This window comes from Amycolatopsis silviterrae (assembly GCF_042684085.1).
Lineage (GTDB): Bacteria > Actinomycetota > Actinomycetes > Mycobacteriales > Pseudonocardiaceae > Amycolatopsis > Amycolatopsis silviterrae.
In genome coordinates, this window is sequence record NZ_JBHUKS010000016.1 from 68102 (window position 1) to 84079 (window position 15978).

The window sequence follows — 15978 nt, forward strand, 5'->3', positions numbered from 1 at the left end:
GAGTCAGTGGAAAAGGGCGGCGAACCGCGCGGAATCGGTGCCGGGCAAGCGAACCGCGCGCAGGACGGCCTCGGCCCGAGCGCCCAGCACCGGCCCCGCGTAGGAACGGAACTTCCCGATCACGTCGGCGGCGGACAGCTGCACCTGCTCCCGGCTGTCCGCCGAGACGACGCGGCCGTCGGCGAGCCGAGCCGTCACCCGCGCGTCCCGGCGCGCGGGAAAAGCCTTGTCGGCGACCGGATCCACCACCACGGAGATCCGGGCTGCCAGGTTCACAATCCCGGGGTCGAGCGCCCCGGAGTAGCGGTGCGGGCGGAGTCCACCGTCGGTCAGCGCGGCCGCCACCGCGAATTGCAAGCTCATCTGCCGGGAAATCGGAGCGTCCAGGACGGTTGCGTTGTCGCAGCCCGGATAGCCCGCCGCCACCCCGGAAGTGTGCACCGTGGCTTCGACGACCTGCTCGGGTTCGACCCCCTGCGCGGCAAGGGAAATCGCTGCGTCGATCGGCTCTTGCGTCAATGCGCACGAGGGATGCGCTTTGAAGAATGTCGCCGAGATCGCCATCCGGTCCAGCCGCACCTCCGGCGGTCCGGATTCGTCCCGGGCACCGCCGAAAGCCTGGCGCAGGCCGAAAACCCCGTCGACCGCCGACGCCGCACCGGTAGCGCCTTCCCGCGCGAGCAACGCCGCGACTACGCCAGCACGCGCGGCTCCCGCATTCTGGAAGAACACCTCGGTCGTCCCGTCCTGCGCCCACTGGCACAAGCCCGCCGCCGAGCTGGCAGCCAGGCCAAGCGCGTGCACGGCCGTCACCCGGTCCAATCCCAGCACATGCGCGGCAGCGGCCGCCGCGCCAAAGGGACCGAAGACACTGCTGGCCCGCCACCCGCGCGCGCCGAACTCGTCGGTGAGCACCGCCGCCGAGACCTGCGCGATGGCTTCGTAGCCAAGGACGATCGCCCGCAGCACCTCCGACAACGGCGCACGAAGCCGTTCCCCGACCGCCAGCGCCGCCGGAACCACCACCGTCCCGGGATGCACCCGGCTTTCCGCATGCGTGTCCTCGTGCAGCAACGCGTGACAGGCAACGGAATTCGCGAACACCGCGTCCGCCAATCCGCTCCGCCGACCGCCGGTGGCCCAGATCGCCGCGTCGTCTCCGCCGCCCGCGATCGCCCTGGCCTGCCTGGCCCACGGCAGGTCGCGCCCGCCGCAGGCACAGGCCAGCGCATCGAGGAGACAGGTACCGGCCTGGTCGATCAGGACGCCGATGATCCGCGGTGTCACCGTTTCGAGCTGCTCAGCGAGATCGGCGAGCACCTCAGACCCGCTCGCGGACCGCCGGGGCAAGCTCCGAATCCGCCACCCGCATGGTCGCCCGCCGCACGAACAACGCCGCGACCAGGCTCAGCAGCGCGCCGAACATCAGGAACAGCGCAGGCGCGCGGTTGTCGCCGGTGACCTGCACGAGAGTCTGGCTGACATACAGCGCCGGTCCGCCCAGCAACGTCGCCGCCAGCGCGAACCCGACCGCGAACACCGTCGCCCGCACCCGCGCCGGAAGAACCTCCACATAGGCCGCCGGAGCCACCGCCGTATACAACGCGGGCAGCACGCCGAGCAGCACCGTCATCCCGATGGCCGCGCCAAGACTCTTCGCCGAGGACAGGCCGAGGAACAGCGGATAAGCCAGCACGAAGGTGCCCGCGGACAACCCGAGCAGCATCGGCCATCGGCCCCAGCGATCCGACAGCGGCCCGCCCGCCGCGACCAGCACCACCGCCACGGCAATGCTGACCACCGTCGCCAGCGTGGCCTGCGACTGCGAGAACCCGAGGCGGATCAGGTAAGTCTGCGCGTAGGTGAACGCGACGTAGTAGCCGACCTGCTGGAACGCGGCGATCCCGAAGATCAGCACGATGAGCCGCCAATGCGCGGTGAACGACTCCTTGACCGGCGAAGCCGGAACCTGCGTGCGGTTCTCCAGCGCCCGGAACTCCGGAGATTCGTCCAGCTGGGACCGGATGTAGAGCCCGACAAGGCCAAGCGGCAAGGCCAGCAGGAACGGAATCCGCCAGCCCCAGCTCGCCATCGCCGCCGACGTCAGCAACGTGCTCAGCAACAGCACCGCACCCGCGGCCAGCAACAGGCTCGCCACGCTGCCGACCTGCACGCGACTGGTCATCGCCCCGCGTTTGCCGCGCGGCGTGAACTCGGCGGCGTAAGTCATCGCCGTGCCGTACTCGCCGCCCGCCGCGAGCCCCTGCAGCAACCGGAACAGCACCAGCAGGATCGGCGCCCACACGCCGATCGACGCCACCGGCGGCAGCACGCCGATGGCCGCCGTGCTTCCCGCCATCAGCGCGACCGTCGCCACCAGCGCGGGCTTGCGCCCGATCCGGTCCGCGATCGAACCGAACAGCAGCGAACCCAGCGGCCGCACCACGAACGCGACGCCGAACACCGCGAAAGCCGACAGCAACGCGACGCCGGGCTGTTGCGCGGGAAAGAAGAGTTTGGACAGCACGACCGTCAGAAAGCCGTAGACCGCGTAATCGTAAGTCTCGACGGTATTGCCGATCGCGGACGCGAAAACCACGCGCCGCATCAGCGCCGGGGACGGAGCGGTGACGCCAGAGGACATAGTGGACGCTCCCGAGTCATCGTTGACAGGTGGGCGGTGTCCGACGCCTTCCCTGGCGACGCCTCGACAGCCGGAGAGAACCGCGATCCGGACGGCACAGGGCTGCCGCCGGGTCTCCCCGGAAGAATAAGGACGACACTATGTCGAGTCAAGCATCAAGTTGTTGATCTAAGCCGGTCAGGCGCGTTTCAGCCCCAGCGCGTCGACCCACAGCCCGGTCACCACGTCGAGCAGCTGGTCCCGTTCGATGACGAACACCTTCTGCACGATCGCGCGGAAACACACCTGGTCGAGCTGCACCATCAGCAGTTCGACCCGCAGCCGCCGCTCCTCGCGCCGCGCCGGCGGGAACTGGACGAGGTACTCCTCCAGTCCGCCGGCCAGCTGGTCGATCTGGTCCTTCCACCGGGCCGCGACCTCGAGATCGCTGGCCATCGCCTCGTGGATCGCGGGCAGCAGCGCCGCCTGGCTCTCCCACCAGGACAGCGCCCCGTCGAGCCAGGCGCGCACGCTCGCCGCCTTGCCCTCGGCGAGCGCCCGCCCGAGCAGCGACCAGTACTGCGCGCTCTGGTCTTCGCGGACCGCGCGGTAGACCTCGGTGAAAACCTCGGCCTTGTTCGTGAAGTGCAGGTAGAACGTCGCCCGGTTGACCTTCGCCGCCTTGGCGATGTCGCCGATCGCAGCCTGGCCGTACCCGCGCTCCTCGAACACCTGCCGCGCCGCGGTGATGATCCGCTGCCGCGTCATCCTCCGCTGCTCCTCGCGCACCGAAAGCAGCTCCGTCGATTCATTCGACACGTTGTCGCCCACGCGCAGATGGTAACGCCGGGAGCTTTCCGGGAAGGTCGGCCGTCTCCGATGTCCGGCCCAGCTGGACGCCGAGAGCGCCTTCAGGCGCAGCACGGTCCAGTGTTTGGCGACTCCTTCGCACAGCGAGAATCCAGATCTGCCAGGAGCGTTTGCCGCGATGCCGCGCATCACCGGGCCCCAGATGGCGCTGTACGACGCGTTTGAGTTCCGAGAGCCGGACACGGTGGCTCCCCGAATCGAACCACTGGTTCTCGACGTCGAAGGTGCCAAGATCGGTTTCGCGACCTACGCCGCGTTCACTGCCTCCCGCCGTCGGGACGTCGCCCGTTCGGCGGCAGCAACAACTGATGGCTGTCCGTAGCCTCGTCTCACCTGCAGTGATGACACGGCTTTGGGGGCTGGGCGTGGACCGACGTATCGGCGGTGCAGGAGGTGGCTCAGACCCGGGCCCTGGCACAGGCCGGCTCGTCGCCGCGGCCGCCGTCGCCCTCGTGCTCGCCGGCGGAACCAGCGGAGTACTGGGCGCAGGCGGGACGGCAACGGAAACCGGCACCACCTCCGCCAGTTCAGCGAACGCGAAGGATCTCGGCAAACGCACGAACGAAAGCAAGAAATCCGCACGTTCCGGCAAAGCCGACGAAGCACTGAACCGCATGGGCATGCGGGCGCTGAAGAAGACCGTGAAGCGAGACCTGAAATGCGTCGCAGCATCCACCGGCCAGGTACGCGACTTCTTCCTCCGCGCCCCATGCAAATCACTGGACCGGATACTTCTGGCCGTCGGCGACACCGCGGGGAATTCCGCAGTCATCTCCGTGGCGTGGACCAGTTTCGCGAACCGCACCGACGCAGACGCCTTCGAAAACCTCGAAGCGGTTCAGGGCAGCGGCGACATCACTCCACTCGCCGGCGCGCTGCTCGGCCTCGCCGGGATTCACTTCACCGGCCACCACTATCAATCTCACCGCGACGGCACCAAGGTGATCATCGCTGAAACGGAGACCATCGGAGGCCACGTCGACGACGAAGTGCTCGACGCCCTTGCCGAAGTCGCAGTATGGCTTCCCAAACCGTAGTCGGCAGGTCTAGTCCTGTGCCCGTAGCTCTCAGTCCGGCGCAGGAGCGCCGGGTCGTTGCGCCCGGCACAAACGCCGGCGAGAAGAACCCAGCTTCCCCTTCCGACGCATGTTTGCTCTGCCTCGCGGCCGCACTTGACGGGCGAGGCGGACGCACTCGAACACGCCCTGCTGGGCGCCGCTGCGGCTGGTGGGGCTTCTCCGGGAGGCGCACGCGCGCGGCATCCTTCGCCAGGTCGGCGGGATGTACCAGTTCCGGCACAGCAGTCTCGCCGAACACCTGCGTGCGGCGGACCACACGCCGTAGCGCCGCCGCCCCGGGCCGGGCCCGGTCACGCCGTGAATCCGCCGTCCACCGGGAGCACCACGCCGCTGAGGTGGCTCGCCCGGTCGCTCAGCAGGAAAGCCGCCGCCGAGCCGACCTCGGCTCCCGTCCCGGCTTTCCGGAGCGGGGTGGCCGCGATTCTCGCCGCGACCCCGCCGGGCATCGTCCGGCGGAGGTCGTCCAGCATCGGGGATTCCGTCGGGCCGGGAGCGAGCACGTTGACGCGGATGCCGAGCGGCCCGAAATCGTGCGCGGCAGTGCGGGTCAAGCCGATCACCGCGTGTTTCGTCGCCTGATAGGCGCCCATGCCCGAACTGCCGCGCACCCCGCCGATGCTGCTCACGTTGACGATCGAACCGGCCGCTCGCGGTTCCATCGCCCGGATCTCCTCGCGCAGGCACAGCCAGGTTCCCTTGACGTTCACCGCCATGATGCGGTCGAAGTCCTCTTCGGACACTTCGTCCAGCCTGCCCGACTGGCCCGCCGCGGCGTTGTTGAAGGCGCCGTCCAGCCTGCCGAACCGCGCGACCGTCGCGGCGACGAAGGCGGCCACGCTGTCCGCGGACGAGACGTCGCCGGTCGTCCAGCCGACGTCGCAACCGCCGGCGGCGAGGTCTTCCGCCAGTGCGGCAAGGGGTTCCGCGGTGCGCGCGACCAGCATCACCGAGGCGCCGTCGGCGGCGAACCCGCGCGCGGCGTCCGCGCCGATGCCCGAACTGGCCCCGACGACCAGCACCGCCTTCCCGGTCAGCAGGCTCATGCCCGGCCTCCGCGCAGCCCCAGCAGCGCGCGGGCGTCGGCCGGGCTCGCGATCGGCTTGCCGAGATCCTCCACGACCGCCCGGATCTTGCGGACCTGCTCGGCGTTGCTTCGCGCCAGCGTTCCCTTGCCGATCCAGAGGCTGTCCTCCAGCCCGACCCGCACGTGGCCGCCGAGCCACGCGCTGTGCGTGCCGAACGCCATCTGGTCCCGTCCGGCGGCGAAGGCCGAGAAACAGTAGTCGTCGCCGAAGAGCTTGTCGGCGACGCGCACCATGTGCTCGAGGTTCGCGTGGTCCGCGCCGATGCCGCCGAGCACCCCGAACACGCCCTGGATCAGCAACGGCGGCTTCGCCAGACCGAGATCGGCGAAGTACGCCAGCGAATACAGGTGCCCGATGTCGTAGCACTCGTACTCGAAGCGGGTGCCCGCCTCGCCGAGGGTGCGCAGGGTGTCCTCGATCCGGTCGAACGTGTTCACGAACGGATGCGAATACGTGTTGCGCACATACGGTTCTTCCCATTCGTGGCGCCATTCGGTCACCTTGTCCGCGATCCCCGAGTAGACGAAGTTCATCGACCCCATGTTCATCGACGCCAGTTCGGGCTTCAGCCGGCGCGCGGCGGCCAGCCGCTCGTCCATCGTCATCGACGACGCGCCGCCGGTGGTGATGTTCACGACGGCGTCGGTCTGCTCGGCGATGCGCCCGACGATCTTCTCGAACACCTCCGGGTCCGCGGTGGGACGCCCGTCGGGTTCGCGCGCGTGCAGGTGCACGACGGCGGAACCGGCCTCGACGGCTTGGATCGCCGCGTCGGCCACTTCGTCGGCGGACAAGGGCAAGTGCGGGCTTTGGGACGGGACGTTCACCGAACCGGTGATCGCCGTGGTGATGATGACTTTGTCGGCCGTGCGCATCAATTCTCCTCTGCGAGTGCGCGGTAAGCGGCGAGCTTCGCGTCGTCGAGCGGCCCGACGAGGGTGAGCGCGACCTGGGTGGCGCCCGCGTCGTACTGGGCCTGTACGGATTCCCGGATCCGCTCCGGGGTCCCGCACGCGACGAGCGCGTCGACCAGCCGGTCGGATCCGGGCGGGGCGAGGTCGGCTCCGGTGAAGCCCAGCCTGGTCAGTTTCGCGATCTGGTGCGGCAGCGTCAGGTAGTAGGCGAGCCGTTCGCGGGCGACGTCCCGCGCCGCGGCCCGGTCGCGCCCCGCGACCGCCCACTGGACGACGGAGAGGAACAGGTCCGGGCCGACCGTTTTCCGTGCCCACCGGGTGTGCTCGGGCGGGACGAGGAAGGTGATCAGCCCGTCCGCCCGTCGCGCGGCCAGTTTCGTGATCCCCTCCGAGTAGGCGCCGAGCACCCGCGGCACGTCGCCGGCGACCTGGTCGATCCCGTCGAGGTAACCGCGCAGGAACGGCAGCGGCCCGGTGCCGCGCTCGCGGACCGCGCCGCTGACGCCGAGACCGAGCACGTACCGGCCGGGGTACCCGGCGGCGAGGTCGCGCGCCGCGGAGCCCGCGGATTTCGGCACGCGCTCCAATGCCCGCGCGACCCCGTTCCCGACGATCAGCCGGTCCGTCGACGCCAGCACCAGCGCCGCGGTGGTGAACGCCTCGCGCCCGGCGACCTCGGGGAGCCAGACCATGCGGTGGCCGTATTCCTCGAGCGCGCGGACGAAACGCACGACCCCGTCGTGGTCGAGGCTGTCCGGTTCGGCGATCGACAGCGCGGTGCGCGGCAGGACGAGGCTCACCCGCCTGCCTCCCGGAACCCGGCGACGAGCCCGCGCGCGGCTTCGGCCAGCATCGTCGTGTCGTTGCTCAGCACGACGAAATCGCAGCCGTCCCGCACTGCGCTCGCGGCCCGCTCCGGGACTCCGCCGAACGCCAGGCCGCACCGCTTCCCCGCGGCGTGCGCGGCCTCGATCGCGGACGCGACCAGTTCCAGCACCTCGGGCGAGGCCGGCGTGGCTCCCATCGACATCGAGAGATCCGCCGCGCCGACGAACACCGCGTCCACTGTGTCCAGTGCGAGCATCTCGGGCGCCGCCTTGATCGCCTCCGCGCTTTCCAGTTGCGGAATGCAGAGCACGTCGTCGTTTCCGGACGCGAGGTACTCCGCGTTCGGGCGCAGTCCCCACGCCCCGGCCCGGCTGGTGCCGCCGGCGCCGCGGACGCCGTGCGGCGGGAACCGGCATGCGCGGCCGATCGCGGCCGCTTCGTCGACGGTGTCGACGTGCGGGACGAGGATGCCCATCGCGCCCGCGTCGAGGATCTTCTGGATCGTCGACGGCGTCTTGTCCGGCACCCGCACCAGCGGCGTCATGCCCAGCGCGGCGGCCGCGTTGATCAGCCGGTACGCGGTCTGCAGGTCGAGCGGCGCGTGTTCCAGGTCGACGACGACGAAATCGAACCCCGCGTACGCCATGATCTCGACGGGCTCGCCGGACGCGATCTTCAGCCACGTGCCCACCGGAGCCGCCGGACGGCCGAACAGGCCGCCGCCCGTGCGTCGCGCGGCGCTCACGGCATCGGGTAGTCGTCGGCGTTCAGGACCCAGCCCGGTTTCTCCGAGAAGTCCTGCCGCGGCGGGCTGAAGATGTCGATCAGCTGGTTCACGCCCGGGCCGGCGGCCTCGGACGTGTGCACGGCCGGCGGCGGGATGACCGTCACCGACGGGCTGCCGATCCGCACGTGCTCGTCCTCGCGCCAGCCGGTCCGGTCGGGCAGCCACGGCGTGCGGATGTGGTGCACGTACTCCCCTTGCACGGCAAGGGAAAGCTGTTCGAAGTCGTCATGGTGGTGCGGTGAGAGCCGGCGCGGGTCGCGCGGTCCGTCTTGCGGCGGCAGGAAGTTCACCATGAACGAGCGGGTGCGGAAGATCCGGCCGAACCGCTTCGGATCGTCCGGCACGTCCGACAGCGGGTACACCCGCACGCGCGGCTCGCCCGCGGGTGCGGGCCACCGCCGCAGGAGTGCGACGCGCTCGTGATCCCGCGCGTACGCGCCGGCGTTGGCCGCGCGGGCGCGCCAGGCGGGCTCGGTCGCTTCGACCAGGCGGACGAGCGGTCCGTCGCCGTGCACGCTGATCCGGGACGCGCCGGGCGGCACGACGACCAGCCCCGGAGTGTCCACTGTGGTCGCTCCGGAGCCGGTGCGCACGGTGAACGCGGGCGAGGCCCCGGTCACGACGACGGCGAGTTCGCCTTCGAGCGTGCCGTTGTCGAGGTCGTCGCCCGCACGGGCGTCGGTGTGGATGAGCACGACGTTCTGCGCCCGCACGATCGGCGTGGCGGTCAGGTCGAGGTATTGGGCGGCGGCGATGCCGCCGCCGGCGTCCGGCCGGTCCGCGGTCGCGAGGGCCGAGCGGGGATCGTCCTTGTCGTACACGGAATCGTCCTTCCAGCGCAGCGGATTCGAGCTTTCCGGTCAGTCGTCGAGGTTCAGCAGGTAAGCCGGGTTGTCGCGCACCACGCGACGCAGGTCCTTCTCCGGCAGGCCGAGGTCGAGCAGCGCCTCGCTCACCCGCAGCCACGCGTCGACCGGCTTCGGGTTCGACTTCTGCCCGAAGTCCGACGCCAGCACCACGTGCTCGGGGCCGAGCCGCTCGATCCAGGCCAGCAGGTGCTTCGGGTCCCATTTCTGGGTGCCTTCGGGGTCGTACATGCCGACCTCGTGCTCGATGAACGCGCCGAGCCCGATCAGCTCCCGGCAGAGGTCGAGGTCGGCGCCGATGACGAAATCCGGGTGGCTCACGACCATCCGCTCGAGACCGCGCTCGTGCGCTTCCTGGAACAGCGTGCGGATGTACTCCGGATACATGTGGCCGCCGTTGAGCACCGCCCGCTGGTCCTTGATCTCGTCGAGGATCTCCAGTGCCGCCGGCTTGAGCCGCCCGTCGCCGTCGACGATGTCGATCCGCTCCAGGGTGAGCGGCACCGTGGTGGTCGGGAAGGCGCCGTCCTCGGGATGGCAGTCGATGTGCCTGCCGGACGAAATGGTCGGGAACCAGACGACCTTGCCGCCCATGCGCAGGCACATCCGCACGGCGTGCGCGTTGAGCCCGCCGACCGTGCTGTTGAGCGCGATCCCGCCGAAGACCCGGGCCTGGACGCCTTCGAGCCTGCCCTTCATCGCCAGGACGTCCATCTGCGTGTTGTGGTGGTGGGATTTGGCGACCATCGCGCGCATCCCGATCCGGGCGCCGTCCGCCGCGGCCTCGACGTGGTCGAACCGCCGGGGGAACGGGCTGGGGCCGGAGTGGACGTGCAGGTCGACCAGTCCGTCGAGAACGGCGGCGAGAGCGGGACGCGAGCTCATGAGGCACCCTTCGTTCGCATTATGAAGTCGGATTTCACTATAAGACCACATGTCAACCCCATGACCACGCTTGTGCTCCGCAGTCGCCCGTCCTAGAGTGCCTTTGGGTTCACTTTGTGAACACTAAGTTCGAATTGATCGAGCCGCCCGGAGGACACCGATGTCCACACCGCCCAGCTCCGCGGAAACCGCCGTCCCCGCCGGCGCGCCGCACACCCCCGACCTCGCCAAGGTGCGCGCCGCCGTCCGCGGCGGGACGCTCGCCTACTTCGTCGACCAGTTCGACATCTACCTGCCGATCGTCGTGCTGGCTCCGGCTACGGCGTACTTCCAGGCGGCGAATCTGAGCGCGAGCACGACGGCGCTGCTGGCCTCGCTGGTGTTCGCCTCGACGCTGATCGGCCGCCCGCTCGGCGCGGTGATCTTCGGCCACTTCGCGGACACCGTCGGGCGTAAACGGACGACGCTGGTCGCGGTCGGCGGGTTCGGCGTCACCACGCTGCTGACCGCCTGCATGCCCGGGCACGAGCAGATCGGGATGTGGTCGGTCGGCCTGCTCATCGCGCTGCGGTTCGTCGACGGGATCTTCCTCGGCGGCGAGTACACCACCGCGGTGCCGCTGGCGATGGAGTGGAGCCCGAAGCACAAACGCGGCCTCTACGCCTCGGTGATCACCTCGACCTCGCCCGCGGCCTACGCGGTGATCGCCGCGCTCACCCTGCTCATGCTGGAACTGCTGCCGGCGACCGGGTTGCACAGTGCTTACGTGCAGTGGGGCTGGCGAGTGCCGTTCGCCGTGGGCGGGCTGCTGGCGGTCGTGCTGTTCCGCTACTACCTCAAGCAGGTGCACGAACCGCCGGTCCAGCTGACCGGCGAGAAGCACAAACTGCCGCTCGTGCGGCTGCTGGTGAAGTACCCGCGCGCACTGGGCCAGGTGTTCGTGCTGATGACCGGCACCTGGCTGGCGACGAACGTGGAGGCCGCCGTGACGCCGGCGCAGCTGAAAGCGCACCTCATGCTGTCCAGCAAGGAGGTCACGCTCACCATGCTCGTGATCAACGCGTCCGCCGCGATCTCCTACCCGCTGTTCGGCCTGCTGTCGCAACGCATCGGGCGGCGGCCGTTCTACATCGGCTACGGCCTGGCGGTGGTCGTCGTCGGCTCCGGGGCCTACACCCTGTTGATGGTGTCGCACGGCGGTTTCGGCGCCGCGCTCGGCTTCGGCGTCGTGATCGGGGTGTTCACCGTGGGCACGTTCGGGCCGATCGCGGCGTACCTGACCGAGCGGTTCCCGGCGAGCATCCGGTCGACCGGGTACGGCGTCGGCTACAGCCTCGCGCTCATCGCGCCCGCGTTCTACCAGTTCTACCTCCAGCGGTTCGACGGCGTCCTGCCCGCGCACCTGGCCCCGGCCGTGCTGCTGGTCGTGGCGGGCGCGCTGATCAGCCTCGGCGGATTCCTCGGCCCGGAAACCAAGGACGTCGACATGGCCGACGACCGCACGATCCCGGCACTGTCCTGAATGGACGTCGGAGGACTCGCTTCGGCCAACCCGGTGTGGGTCGGCTCGTCCGAGCTCACCATGACGCTCGACGGGCTCACCGCCTGCATCGACGCGGGCGCCGGCGCGGTCGTGGCGAAATCAGTGAACGAAAGCGCCGCGGCGCGGCGGCAGCTGGACATCGCCGGCTACGCGTTCGTCTCCCCGGACGGGGACGTCCGCGCCGGTCCGCCCGGACGGCGGGACGGGCTGCTGAACCGTTCCGGGCTCGCGCAGGTCGAACTGGCCGACTGGCTCGAAACCCTGGCCGCCGCCGTCGCCCACGGCGCACCGCGCGGATGTCCGGTGCTCGGCAGCATCACCCTCGGCGATCCGGCCGAGGCGGCCCGGATCGGACGGGCGATGGCGGCCGCGGTGCCCGCGGTGGAACTCAACATCGGAGCCCCGCACGGACGCGAGGCGCACGCGGTGCGCCAACTGACCGAAGCGGACGCGGTGCGCGACGCGGTGCGGACGGTCCGCGCCGCCGTCGATGTGCCGCTGTTCGTGAAGCTGCCCGGACAGGCCTCGGACGTCGTCGCGCTGGCCCGCGCGGCGCGCTCCGCCGGAGCCGACGCCGTCGGGCTCGTCGGCCGGTACCCCGGGTTTCTGCCCACTGTGGACGGTGATGCCGCGCTCGGCTCATGGGGAGCGTGGGGCTCCCCCGGCTGCCTCCCGATGAGCTTGTACTGGGTCAGCAAAGCCTTCCGGGCCTTGGACGCGCCGCTGATCGGCACCAACGGCGCCCGGACCGCCGCCGACGTGCTGCGGTTCCTGGCGTCGGGCGCGCAAGCGGTCGAGGTCGTCACCGCGCTCTGGATCGGCGGGCCCGCGGCGCTGCGCGAACTGGTCGCGGGCGTCAGCGAAGGCCTCGGCGGAAAGGACTTCGGCGAGTTCGTCGGCAGCGCGGTCGCCGGGGCCCGCGAGTACGCCGAGATCATGCCGCTGCCCTCGCCCGCCTGGCTTCCTTACACCGCGCGCTGGCGGTCGTCCGGCCGGTAGTGCCCGCCCAGCTCCTGCGTGAGCTCCCGGGCGGTGTCGACGACGACGCGCAGTTCGGGCGCGTCGTCCGACATCGACAGCGTGTTGTCCGGACCGACGATGGCCAGGCTCGCGCAAATCCCGTACTCGTCGAAAACCGGCGCGGCCACCGCGACGATGCCCGGCGTGCTCATCGCCGAGCAATAGCCCGCCTCGCGAACCCGGTCGACCTCGGCGCGCAGTTCGTCGCGCGCCGTGCCCGAGAGGGTGCCGATCAGCCGTTCCATCGACAGCTGATCGGAGTGATAGGCGAGGAACACCTTGCTCTGCGCGGTGTCGAGCGGCAAATGGCTGCCGACCCGCACGGACACGACGACGATCGTGGACACCGTTTCCTCGACCCGCGACACCACCGGCCCGGTCAGCCCCCAGAGGCTCAGCACCGCGCTGGTTTGCGTCGCACGCGAGAGCGCTTGCATGTGCCGGGGCGCGAGGTTCACCACGCGCCGATGACCGATCGCGAACGCTCCGAGCTGCAACAGCAGACCGCCGGGCGAATAGCCGCCGCCTGCGCTGCGCTCCAGCAGCCCCGCCGCGACCAGGGACGTGCAGTAGCGGTAAGCCGTGGTGCGGTTGAGCCCGAGCCGTTCGGCGACCTCGACCGCGGTGACCTCGGGCGTGGCCGGGTCGAACAGCGACAGGATCTGGCTGACCCGGCTCACCGCCTGGATGTCCGCCTGGTCGGCGCGAGTCTCGCGGGATCGCGTCGGTTTGGTCACGAAGCCTCCGCCGGTGAGCTTGATCTGGCTGTTCACTTCGTGAACAGCACTCGTCAGGCTACCGGACCCTGGGTTTCCCTGCGCCCGCAGTGACAGTCAGCGGGTCCGCCGGCTGGACGAGGCGCTGCTCAGCACGAGGGCGGGTCGAGGACCGCCAGGGCGAGAGCGGCGAGTTCGGCGACCGCGTCGAGACGACCCACGGCTTTTCCACCCGGTCCGGCTCCGCCCTCCGACAGATGCCGGTCCATTCGCTCCTGTACCGCACTCGTCACGCCGACGGCGGATCGCCATCCCCACCACGGCGGAAACCCGCAGATCAAAGGCCGTTTCTCCCGAGGCAGATGTCGTCCGAACCGCCCCGGGGGCACCCCGAATCTTCTTGTTTTCGCCCATCAGCCGCCCCCACTCGACGGCCCCCGAACGCCCACACCGCAGCGAATGCGAAAACCGCCGCCTCGTACATCATCGCGTGCCATAACGCCTCCCCCGAACTCGCCGCCGGTGCGGTGTAGGCAATGCCGGCGAACGTGACGCCCAGCGTTCCGCCCAGTTGTTGTGCGGTGGGAAGCAGTCCGGAAACCGAGGGCGCCGCCTCGGGGCGCACCTTGGCGATGACCTGAGTGAACGCCGACGCGGTGAACACCCCGAAGGCGAGCCCGCCGGCGCACAGCGCGAGCCAGTACAGCCACAGCAGGTCGTCGTGGTCGATGAGCACCGGGACGGCGGCGGACACCAGTGCCATCGCGAGCGAGGAGGCGGCGAGCGCACGAGGGCCGAAGCGGCTGCTGGCGAGGCGGCTTCCGGCCAGTGCTCCTACGGCGTAGGGAGTGAGGCTCAGGCCAGTCTGAAGTGGACTCCAACCCTTGGCGCCCTGCAGGTGCATCGACAGCAGCATGGTGAAAGACGGGACGCCCGCGTTGAAAACCAGCACGACGACCAGTCCCCACCTCGTCACGGGTTCGGCCAATGTGGACGGTCGGACCAGCGGTTCCGCCGACCTGCGCTGGGAAACCGCGAAGCCCGTCAGCGACGCCACTGCCAGTGCCAGGCTTGCCCAGGTCCACGGTGGCCAGCCGGTCTCGCGGCCCATGGTCAGGGGGAACACCAGCAGCGCGAAGCCCAGCAGGCTCAGCGTCGCGCCGATCGGATCGACGCGCTGGGGTTCGTGGTCGTCGCGGGCGGAGGGCAGGGTGGGCGAGAGCAGGAGGGCGGTGATCCCGACGGGGACGACCAGCAGCATGGCTGCCCGCCAGCCCAGGCCTAGCGGGTTGAGCTGGGTTAGCACGCCGCCGAGTACTGGGCCGGCCAGTGAGGCTGCCGCCATCGTCGCGCCGAAGGCGCTCAGCGCGGCGGGACGGCGGTTCGCGGGCACGGCCGACTGGATGAGCGACAGGATCTGGGGTGCCATCAGACCGCTGCCGAAGCCTTGCAGGGCGCGTCCGGCGATCAGCGTCCACGCGTCCGGTGCGGCGGCGGCCCCGATCGAGGCGGCGGTGAACAACGCCATTCCGGTGACGAACATCCCGCGGTAGCCGTATTTTTCGCCCAGTCTCGCGGAAACGAGCAGCGAGCACGCGTAGGTGAGGGTGTAGGCGGCGAGAACCAGCTGGGTCTCCGCGGGCCCGGCGCGCAGGTCCCGTTGAACGTCGACCACGCCCACCTGCATGACCGTGACGCTGAACAGCTGGACGAAGGTGCCGGAGAGGACGACCGGCAGCAGAAGTCGTTGGGGCGGCGGCGAAAGACGCACCAAGCTCATTGGCGGGACCGGTCCAGGGCGACCGCGGCGAACGTCGTCGCCAGCTCGGCCGGCCGGGTCACGAACGGGGAATGGCCGCCGGGCAGGGAGTGCACGCGGAACGGGTTCTCCGGCGTCAGCTGGTCTGCCTCGGCGATGATCAGGTCCTGGGTGGCGGGCGGCAGAGCCAGGTCGTCGGTCAGCCGGACATAGGAGCGGGCGATCCGTCCCCAGCGCGCCGCGGTGACCGGGATCGGCGTGGTGTAGTTCGCGAACGGGAGGTCGGGGTGCAGGAACTGCCGCCACGATTCCGGGCTGCCCGCGGGGAGATCGCCGAGGAACGCCCGGCGGATGACGTCGGTGACGGCCGGGTCGGGGGAAAGCGGGTTGATCCGGATCGCGCCGAGTTCGGCCGGATCGCCGACGGGCGGGACCTGGACCGCGCCCGCGTTCTCCTTCGCCGCGATGTAGTCGGCGAACCGGGGCCGGCCCGCGGGCACGAACGCGGACAGATAGACGAGCCGGTCGACGAGTTCCGGCGCCTGCTCCGCGGCGGCGGACGCGGCCGAGCCGCCCGCGCTGTGGGCGACCAGGACGACGTTCCGGTACCGGGTGCGGGCGCTGACGAGCGCGTCGAGCACGACGTCGGTGCTGTCCTGCATGGTGACGTCGTGCAGGGCTGACCTTTCGCTGGCGAAACCGGGCTGGCCGGGCAGGAAATACCCGCTGGGGGCGGGCGCGCCGAGCCCGCTCCCGGGCAGATCCACGGCGACGCTGGCGAGGCCGTGCCGCGCGAGCGCGCGCTGCGTCGGCGTCCAGTGCAGGGCGGAATGCCAGGCACCGTGCACGAGCAGGAGGACGGTCTCGGACGAGGAAGGTCGAGTCACTGGAGGTCCTTCGGGAGCGTCGATCACGGACCTTCCCAGAGCACACCCGCCGCGCCGTGTTATCCATCGCGATATCTCAAGAATGCCTTCTCGATACTTTCTACGTATCATGACGC

Annotated in this window: 16 protein-coding genes; 4 read left to right on the forward strand and 12 right to left on the reverse strand. The window is 70.3% G+C overall.

Going from position 1 to position 15978, the window contains the following annotated elements; translation table 11 throughout:
• Positions 1 to 3: 3 nt before the first annotated feature.
• From ACFSVL_RS23070 to ACFSVL_RS23080, 3 genes are all read right to left on the reverse strand, one after another.
• Positions 4 to 1350 (reverse strand): MmgE/PrpD family protein, encoded by a 1347-nt coding sequence (locus ACFSVL_RS23070; RefSeq protein ID WP_378307398.1) that lies wholly within the window; start codon positions 1348 to 1350, stop codon positions 4 to 6.
• Positions 1322 to 2644 carry an MFS transporter gene (locus tag ACFSVL_RS23075; protein WP_378307400.1) on the reverse strand — a complete coding sequence of 441 codons (1323 nt, stop codon included), beginning with the start codon at positions 2642 to 2644 and terminating at the stop codon, positions 1322 to 1324. The genes ACFSVL_RS23070 and ACFSVL_RS23075 overlap by 29 nt, the downstream gene beginning before the upstream one ends.
• A 177-nt stretch (positions 2645 to 2821) precedes the next feature.
• Positions 2822 to 3454: a TetR/AcrR family transcriptional regulator gene (locus ACFSVL_RS23080; protein ID WP_378307402.1), complete on the reverse strand. Its 633-nt coding sequence runs from the start codon at positions 3452 to 3454 to the stop codon at positions 2822 to 2824.
• Positions 3455 to 3611: 157 nt separating this feature from the next.
• Between ACFSVL_RS23080 and ACFSVL_RS23085 the strand changes: the two genes are divergently transcribed.
• Together ACFSVL_RS23085 and ACFSVL_RS23090 are read left to right on the forward strand one after the other, a co-directional pair.
• Complete coding sequence (locus ACFSVL_RS23085; RefSeq protein WP_378307404.1) at positions 3612 to 3815, forward strand: hypothetical protein; 204 nt, start codon at positions 3612 to 3614, stop codon at positions 3813 to 3815.
• A gap of 43 nt (positions 3816 to 3858) precedes the next feature.
• Positions 3859 to 4530, forward strand: a complete 672-nt coding sequence (locus tag ACFSVL_RS23090; RefSeq protein ID WP_378307406.1) for a hypothetical protein — start codon at positions 3859 to 3861, stop codon at positions 4528 to 4530.
• Positions 4531 to 4862: 332 nt separating this feature from the next.
• Here the strand turns inward: ACFSVL_RS23090 and ACFSVL_RS23095 are convergent, their stop codons facing one another.
• The 6 genes from ACFSVL_RS23095 to ACFSVL_RS23120 are packed head-to-tail and all read right to left on the reverse strand — an operon-like array spanning position 4863 to position 9937.
• On the reverse strand, positions 4863 to 5615 hold the full coding sequence (locus tag ACFSVL_RS23095) for an SDR family NAD(P)-dependent oxidoreductase (RefSeq protein ID WP_378307408.1): 753 nt from the start codon (positions 5613 to 5615) through the stop codon (positions 4863 to 4865).
• Complete coding sequence (locus ACFSVL_RS23100; RefSeq protein WP_378307410.1) at positions 5612 to 6532, reverse strand: BKACE family enzyme; 921 nt, start codon at positions 6530 to 6532, stop codon at positions 5612 to 5614. The genes ACFSVL_RS23095 and ACFSVL_RS23100 overlap by 4 nt, the downstream gene beginning before the upstream one ends.
• Complete coding sequence (locus tag ACFSVL_RS23105) at positions 6532 to 7371, reverse strand: LLM class flavin-dependent oxidoreductase (RefSeq protein ID WP_378307412.1); 840 nt, start codon at positions 7369 to 7371, stop codon at positions 6532 to 6534. The genes ACFSVL_RS23100 and ACFSVL_RS23105 overlap by 1 nt, the downstream gene beginning before the upstream one ends.
• The gene (locus ACFSVL_RS23110; RefSeq protein WP_378307414.1) at positions 7368 to 8144 is read right to left on the reverse strand and encodes an HpcH/HpaI aldolase family protein; all 777 of its coding nucleotides are present in this window, start codon (positions 8142 to 8144) and stop codon (positions 7368 to 7370) included. The genes ACFSVL_RS23105 and ACFSVL_RS23110 overlap by 4 nt, the downstream gene beginning before the upstream one ends.
• Positions 8141 to 9007 (reverse strand): hypothetical protein, encoded by an 867-nt coding sequence (locus ACFSVL_RS23115; RefSeq protein WP_378307416.1) that lies wholly within the window; start codon positions 9005 to 9007, stop codon positions 8141 to 8143. Before ACFSVL_RS23115 ends, ACFSVL_RS23110 begins: the two co-directional genes overlap by 4 nt.
• A gap of 39 nt (positions 9008 to 9046) precedes the next feature.
• Positions 9047 to 9937, reverse strand: coding sequence for a DUF6282 family protein (locus tag ACFSVL_RS23120; protein WP_378307418.1), 891 nt, complete (start codon positions 9935 to 9937; stop codon positions 9047 to 9049).
• A 160-nt stretch (positions 9938 to 10097) separates the two neighbouring features.
• On the opposite strand from ACFSVL_RS23120, the gene ACFSVL_RS23125 reads away from it, so the two are divergent.
• Complete coding sequence (locus tag ACFSVL_RS23125; protein ID WP_378307420.1) at positions 10098 to 11459, forward strand: MFS transporter; 1362 nt, start codon at positions 10098 to 10100, stop codon at positions 11457 to 11459.
• A complete protein-coding gene (locus ACFSVL_RS23130) occupies positions 11460 to 12479 on the forward strand; it encodes a hypothetical protein (RefSeq protein ID WP_378307422.1) in 1020 nt (339 codons plus the stop codon).
• Here the strand turns inward: ACFSVL_RS23130 and ACFSVL_RS23135 are convergent.
• The 3 genes from ACFSVL_RS23135 to ACFSVL_RS23145 all read right to left on the reverse strand — a co-directional run bounded on the left by ACFSVL_RS23135 (position 12446) and on the right by ACFSVL_RS23145 (position 15862).
• Positions 12446 to 13273, reverse strand: coding sequence for an IclR family transcriptional regulator (locus ACFSVL_RS23135; RefSeq protein ID WP_378307423.1), 828 nt, complete (start codon positions 13271 to 13273; stop codon positions 12446 to 12448). The two genes, ACFSVL_RS23130 and ACFSVL_RS23135, sit on opposite strands and share 34 nt — an antisense overlap.
• Positions 13274 to 13553: 280 nt before the next feature.
• A complete protein-coding gene (locus ACFSVL_RS23140) occupies positions 13554 to 14996 on the reverse strand; it encodes an MFS transporter (protein WP_378307425.1) in 1443 nt (480 codons plus the stop codon).
• Positions 14993 to 15862, reverse strand: coding sequence for an alpha/beta fold hydrolase (locus tag ACFSVL_RS23145; protein ID WP_378307427.1), 870 nt, complete (start codon positions 15860 to 15862; stop codon positions 14993 to 14995). Before ACFSVL_RS23145 ends, ACFSVL_RS23140 begins: the two co-directional genes overlap by 4 nt.
• Positions 15863 to 15978 lie beyond the last annotated feature (116 nt).

Excerpts from the sequence above, each read along its gene's own strand:
- ACFSVL_RS23075 (WP_378307400.1), bottom strand. The coding sequence starts at position 2,644 with ATGTCCTCTGGCGTCACCGCTCCGTCCCCGGCGCTGATGCGGCGCGTG.
- ACFSVL_RS23085 (WP_378307404.1), top strand. The coding sequence starts at position 3,612 with ATGCCGCGCATCACCGGGCCCCAGATGGCGCTGTACGACGCGTTTGAG.
- ACFSVL_RS23095 (WP_378307408.1), bottom strand. The coding sequence starts at position 5,615 with ATGAGCCTGCTGACCGGGAAGGCGGTGCTGGTCGTCGGGGCCAGTTCG.
- ACFSVL_RS23100 (WP_378307410.1), bottom strand. The coding sequence starts at position 6,532 with ATGCGCACGGCCGACAAAGTCATCATCACCACGGCGATCACCGGTTCG.
- ACFSVL_RS23120 (WP_378307418.1), bottom strand. The coding sequence starts at position 9,937 with ATGAGCTCGCGTCCCGCTCTCGCCGCCGTTCTCGACGGACTGGTCGAC.
- ACFSVL_RS23125 (WP_378307420.1), top strand. The coding sequence starts at position 10,098 with ATGTCCACACCGCCCAGCTCCGCGGAAACCGCCGTCCCCGCCGGCGCG.
- ACFSVL_RS23130 (WP_378307422.1), top strand. The coding sequence starts at position 11,460 with ATGGACGTCGGAGGACTCGCTTCGGCCAACCCGGTGTGGGTCGGCTCG.
- ACFSVL_RS23140 (WP_378307425.1), bottom strand. The coding sequence starts at position 14,996 with ATGAGCTTGGTGCGTCTTTCGCCGCCGCCCCAACGACTTCTGCTGCCG.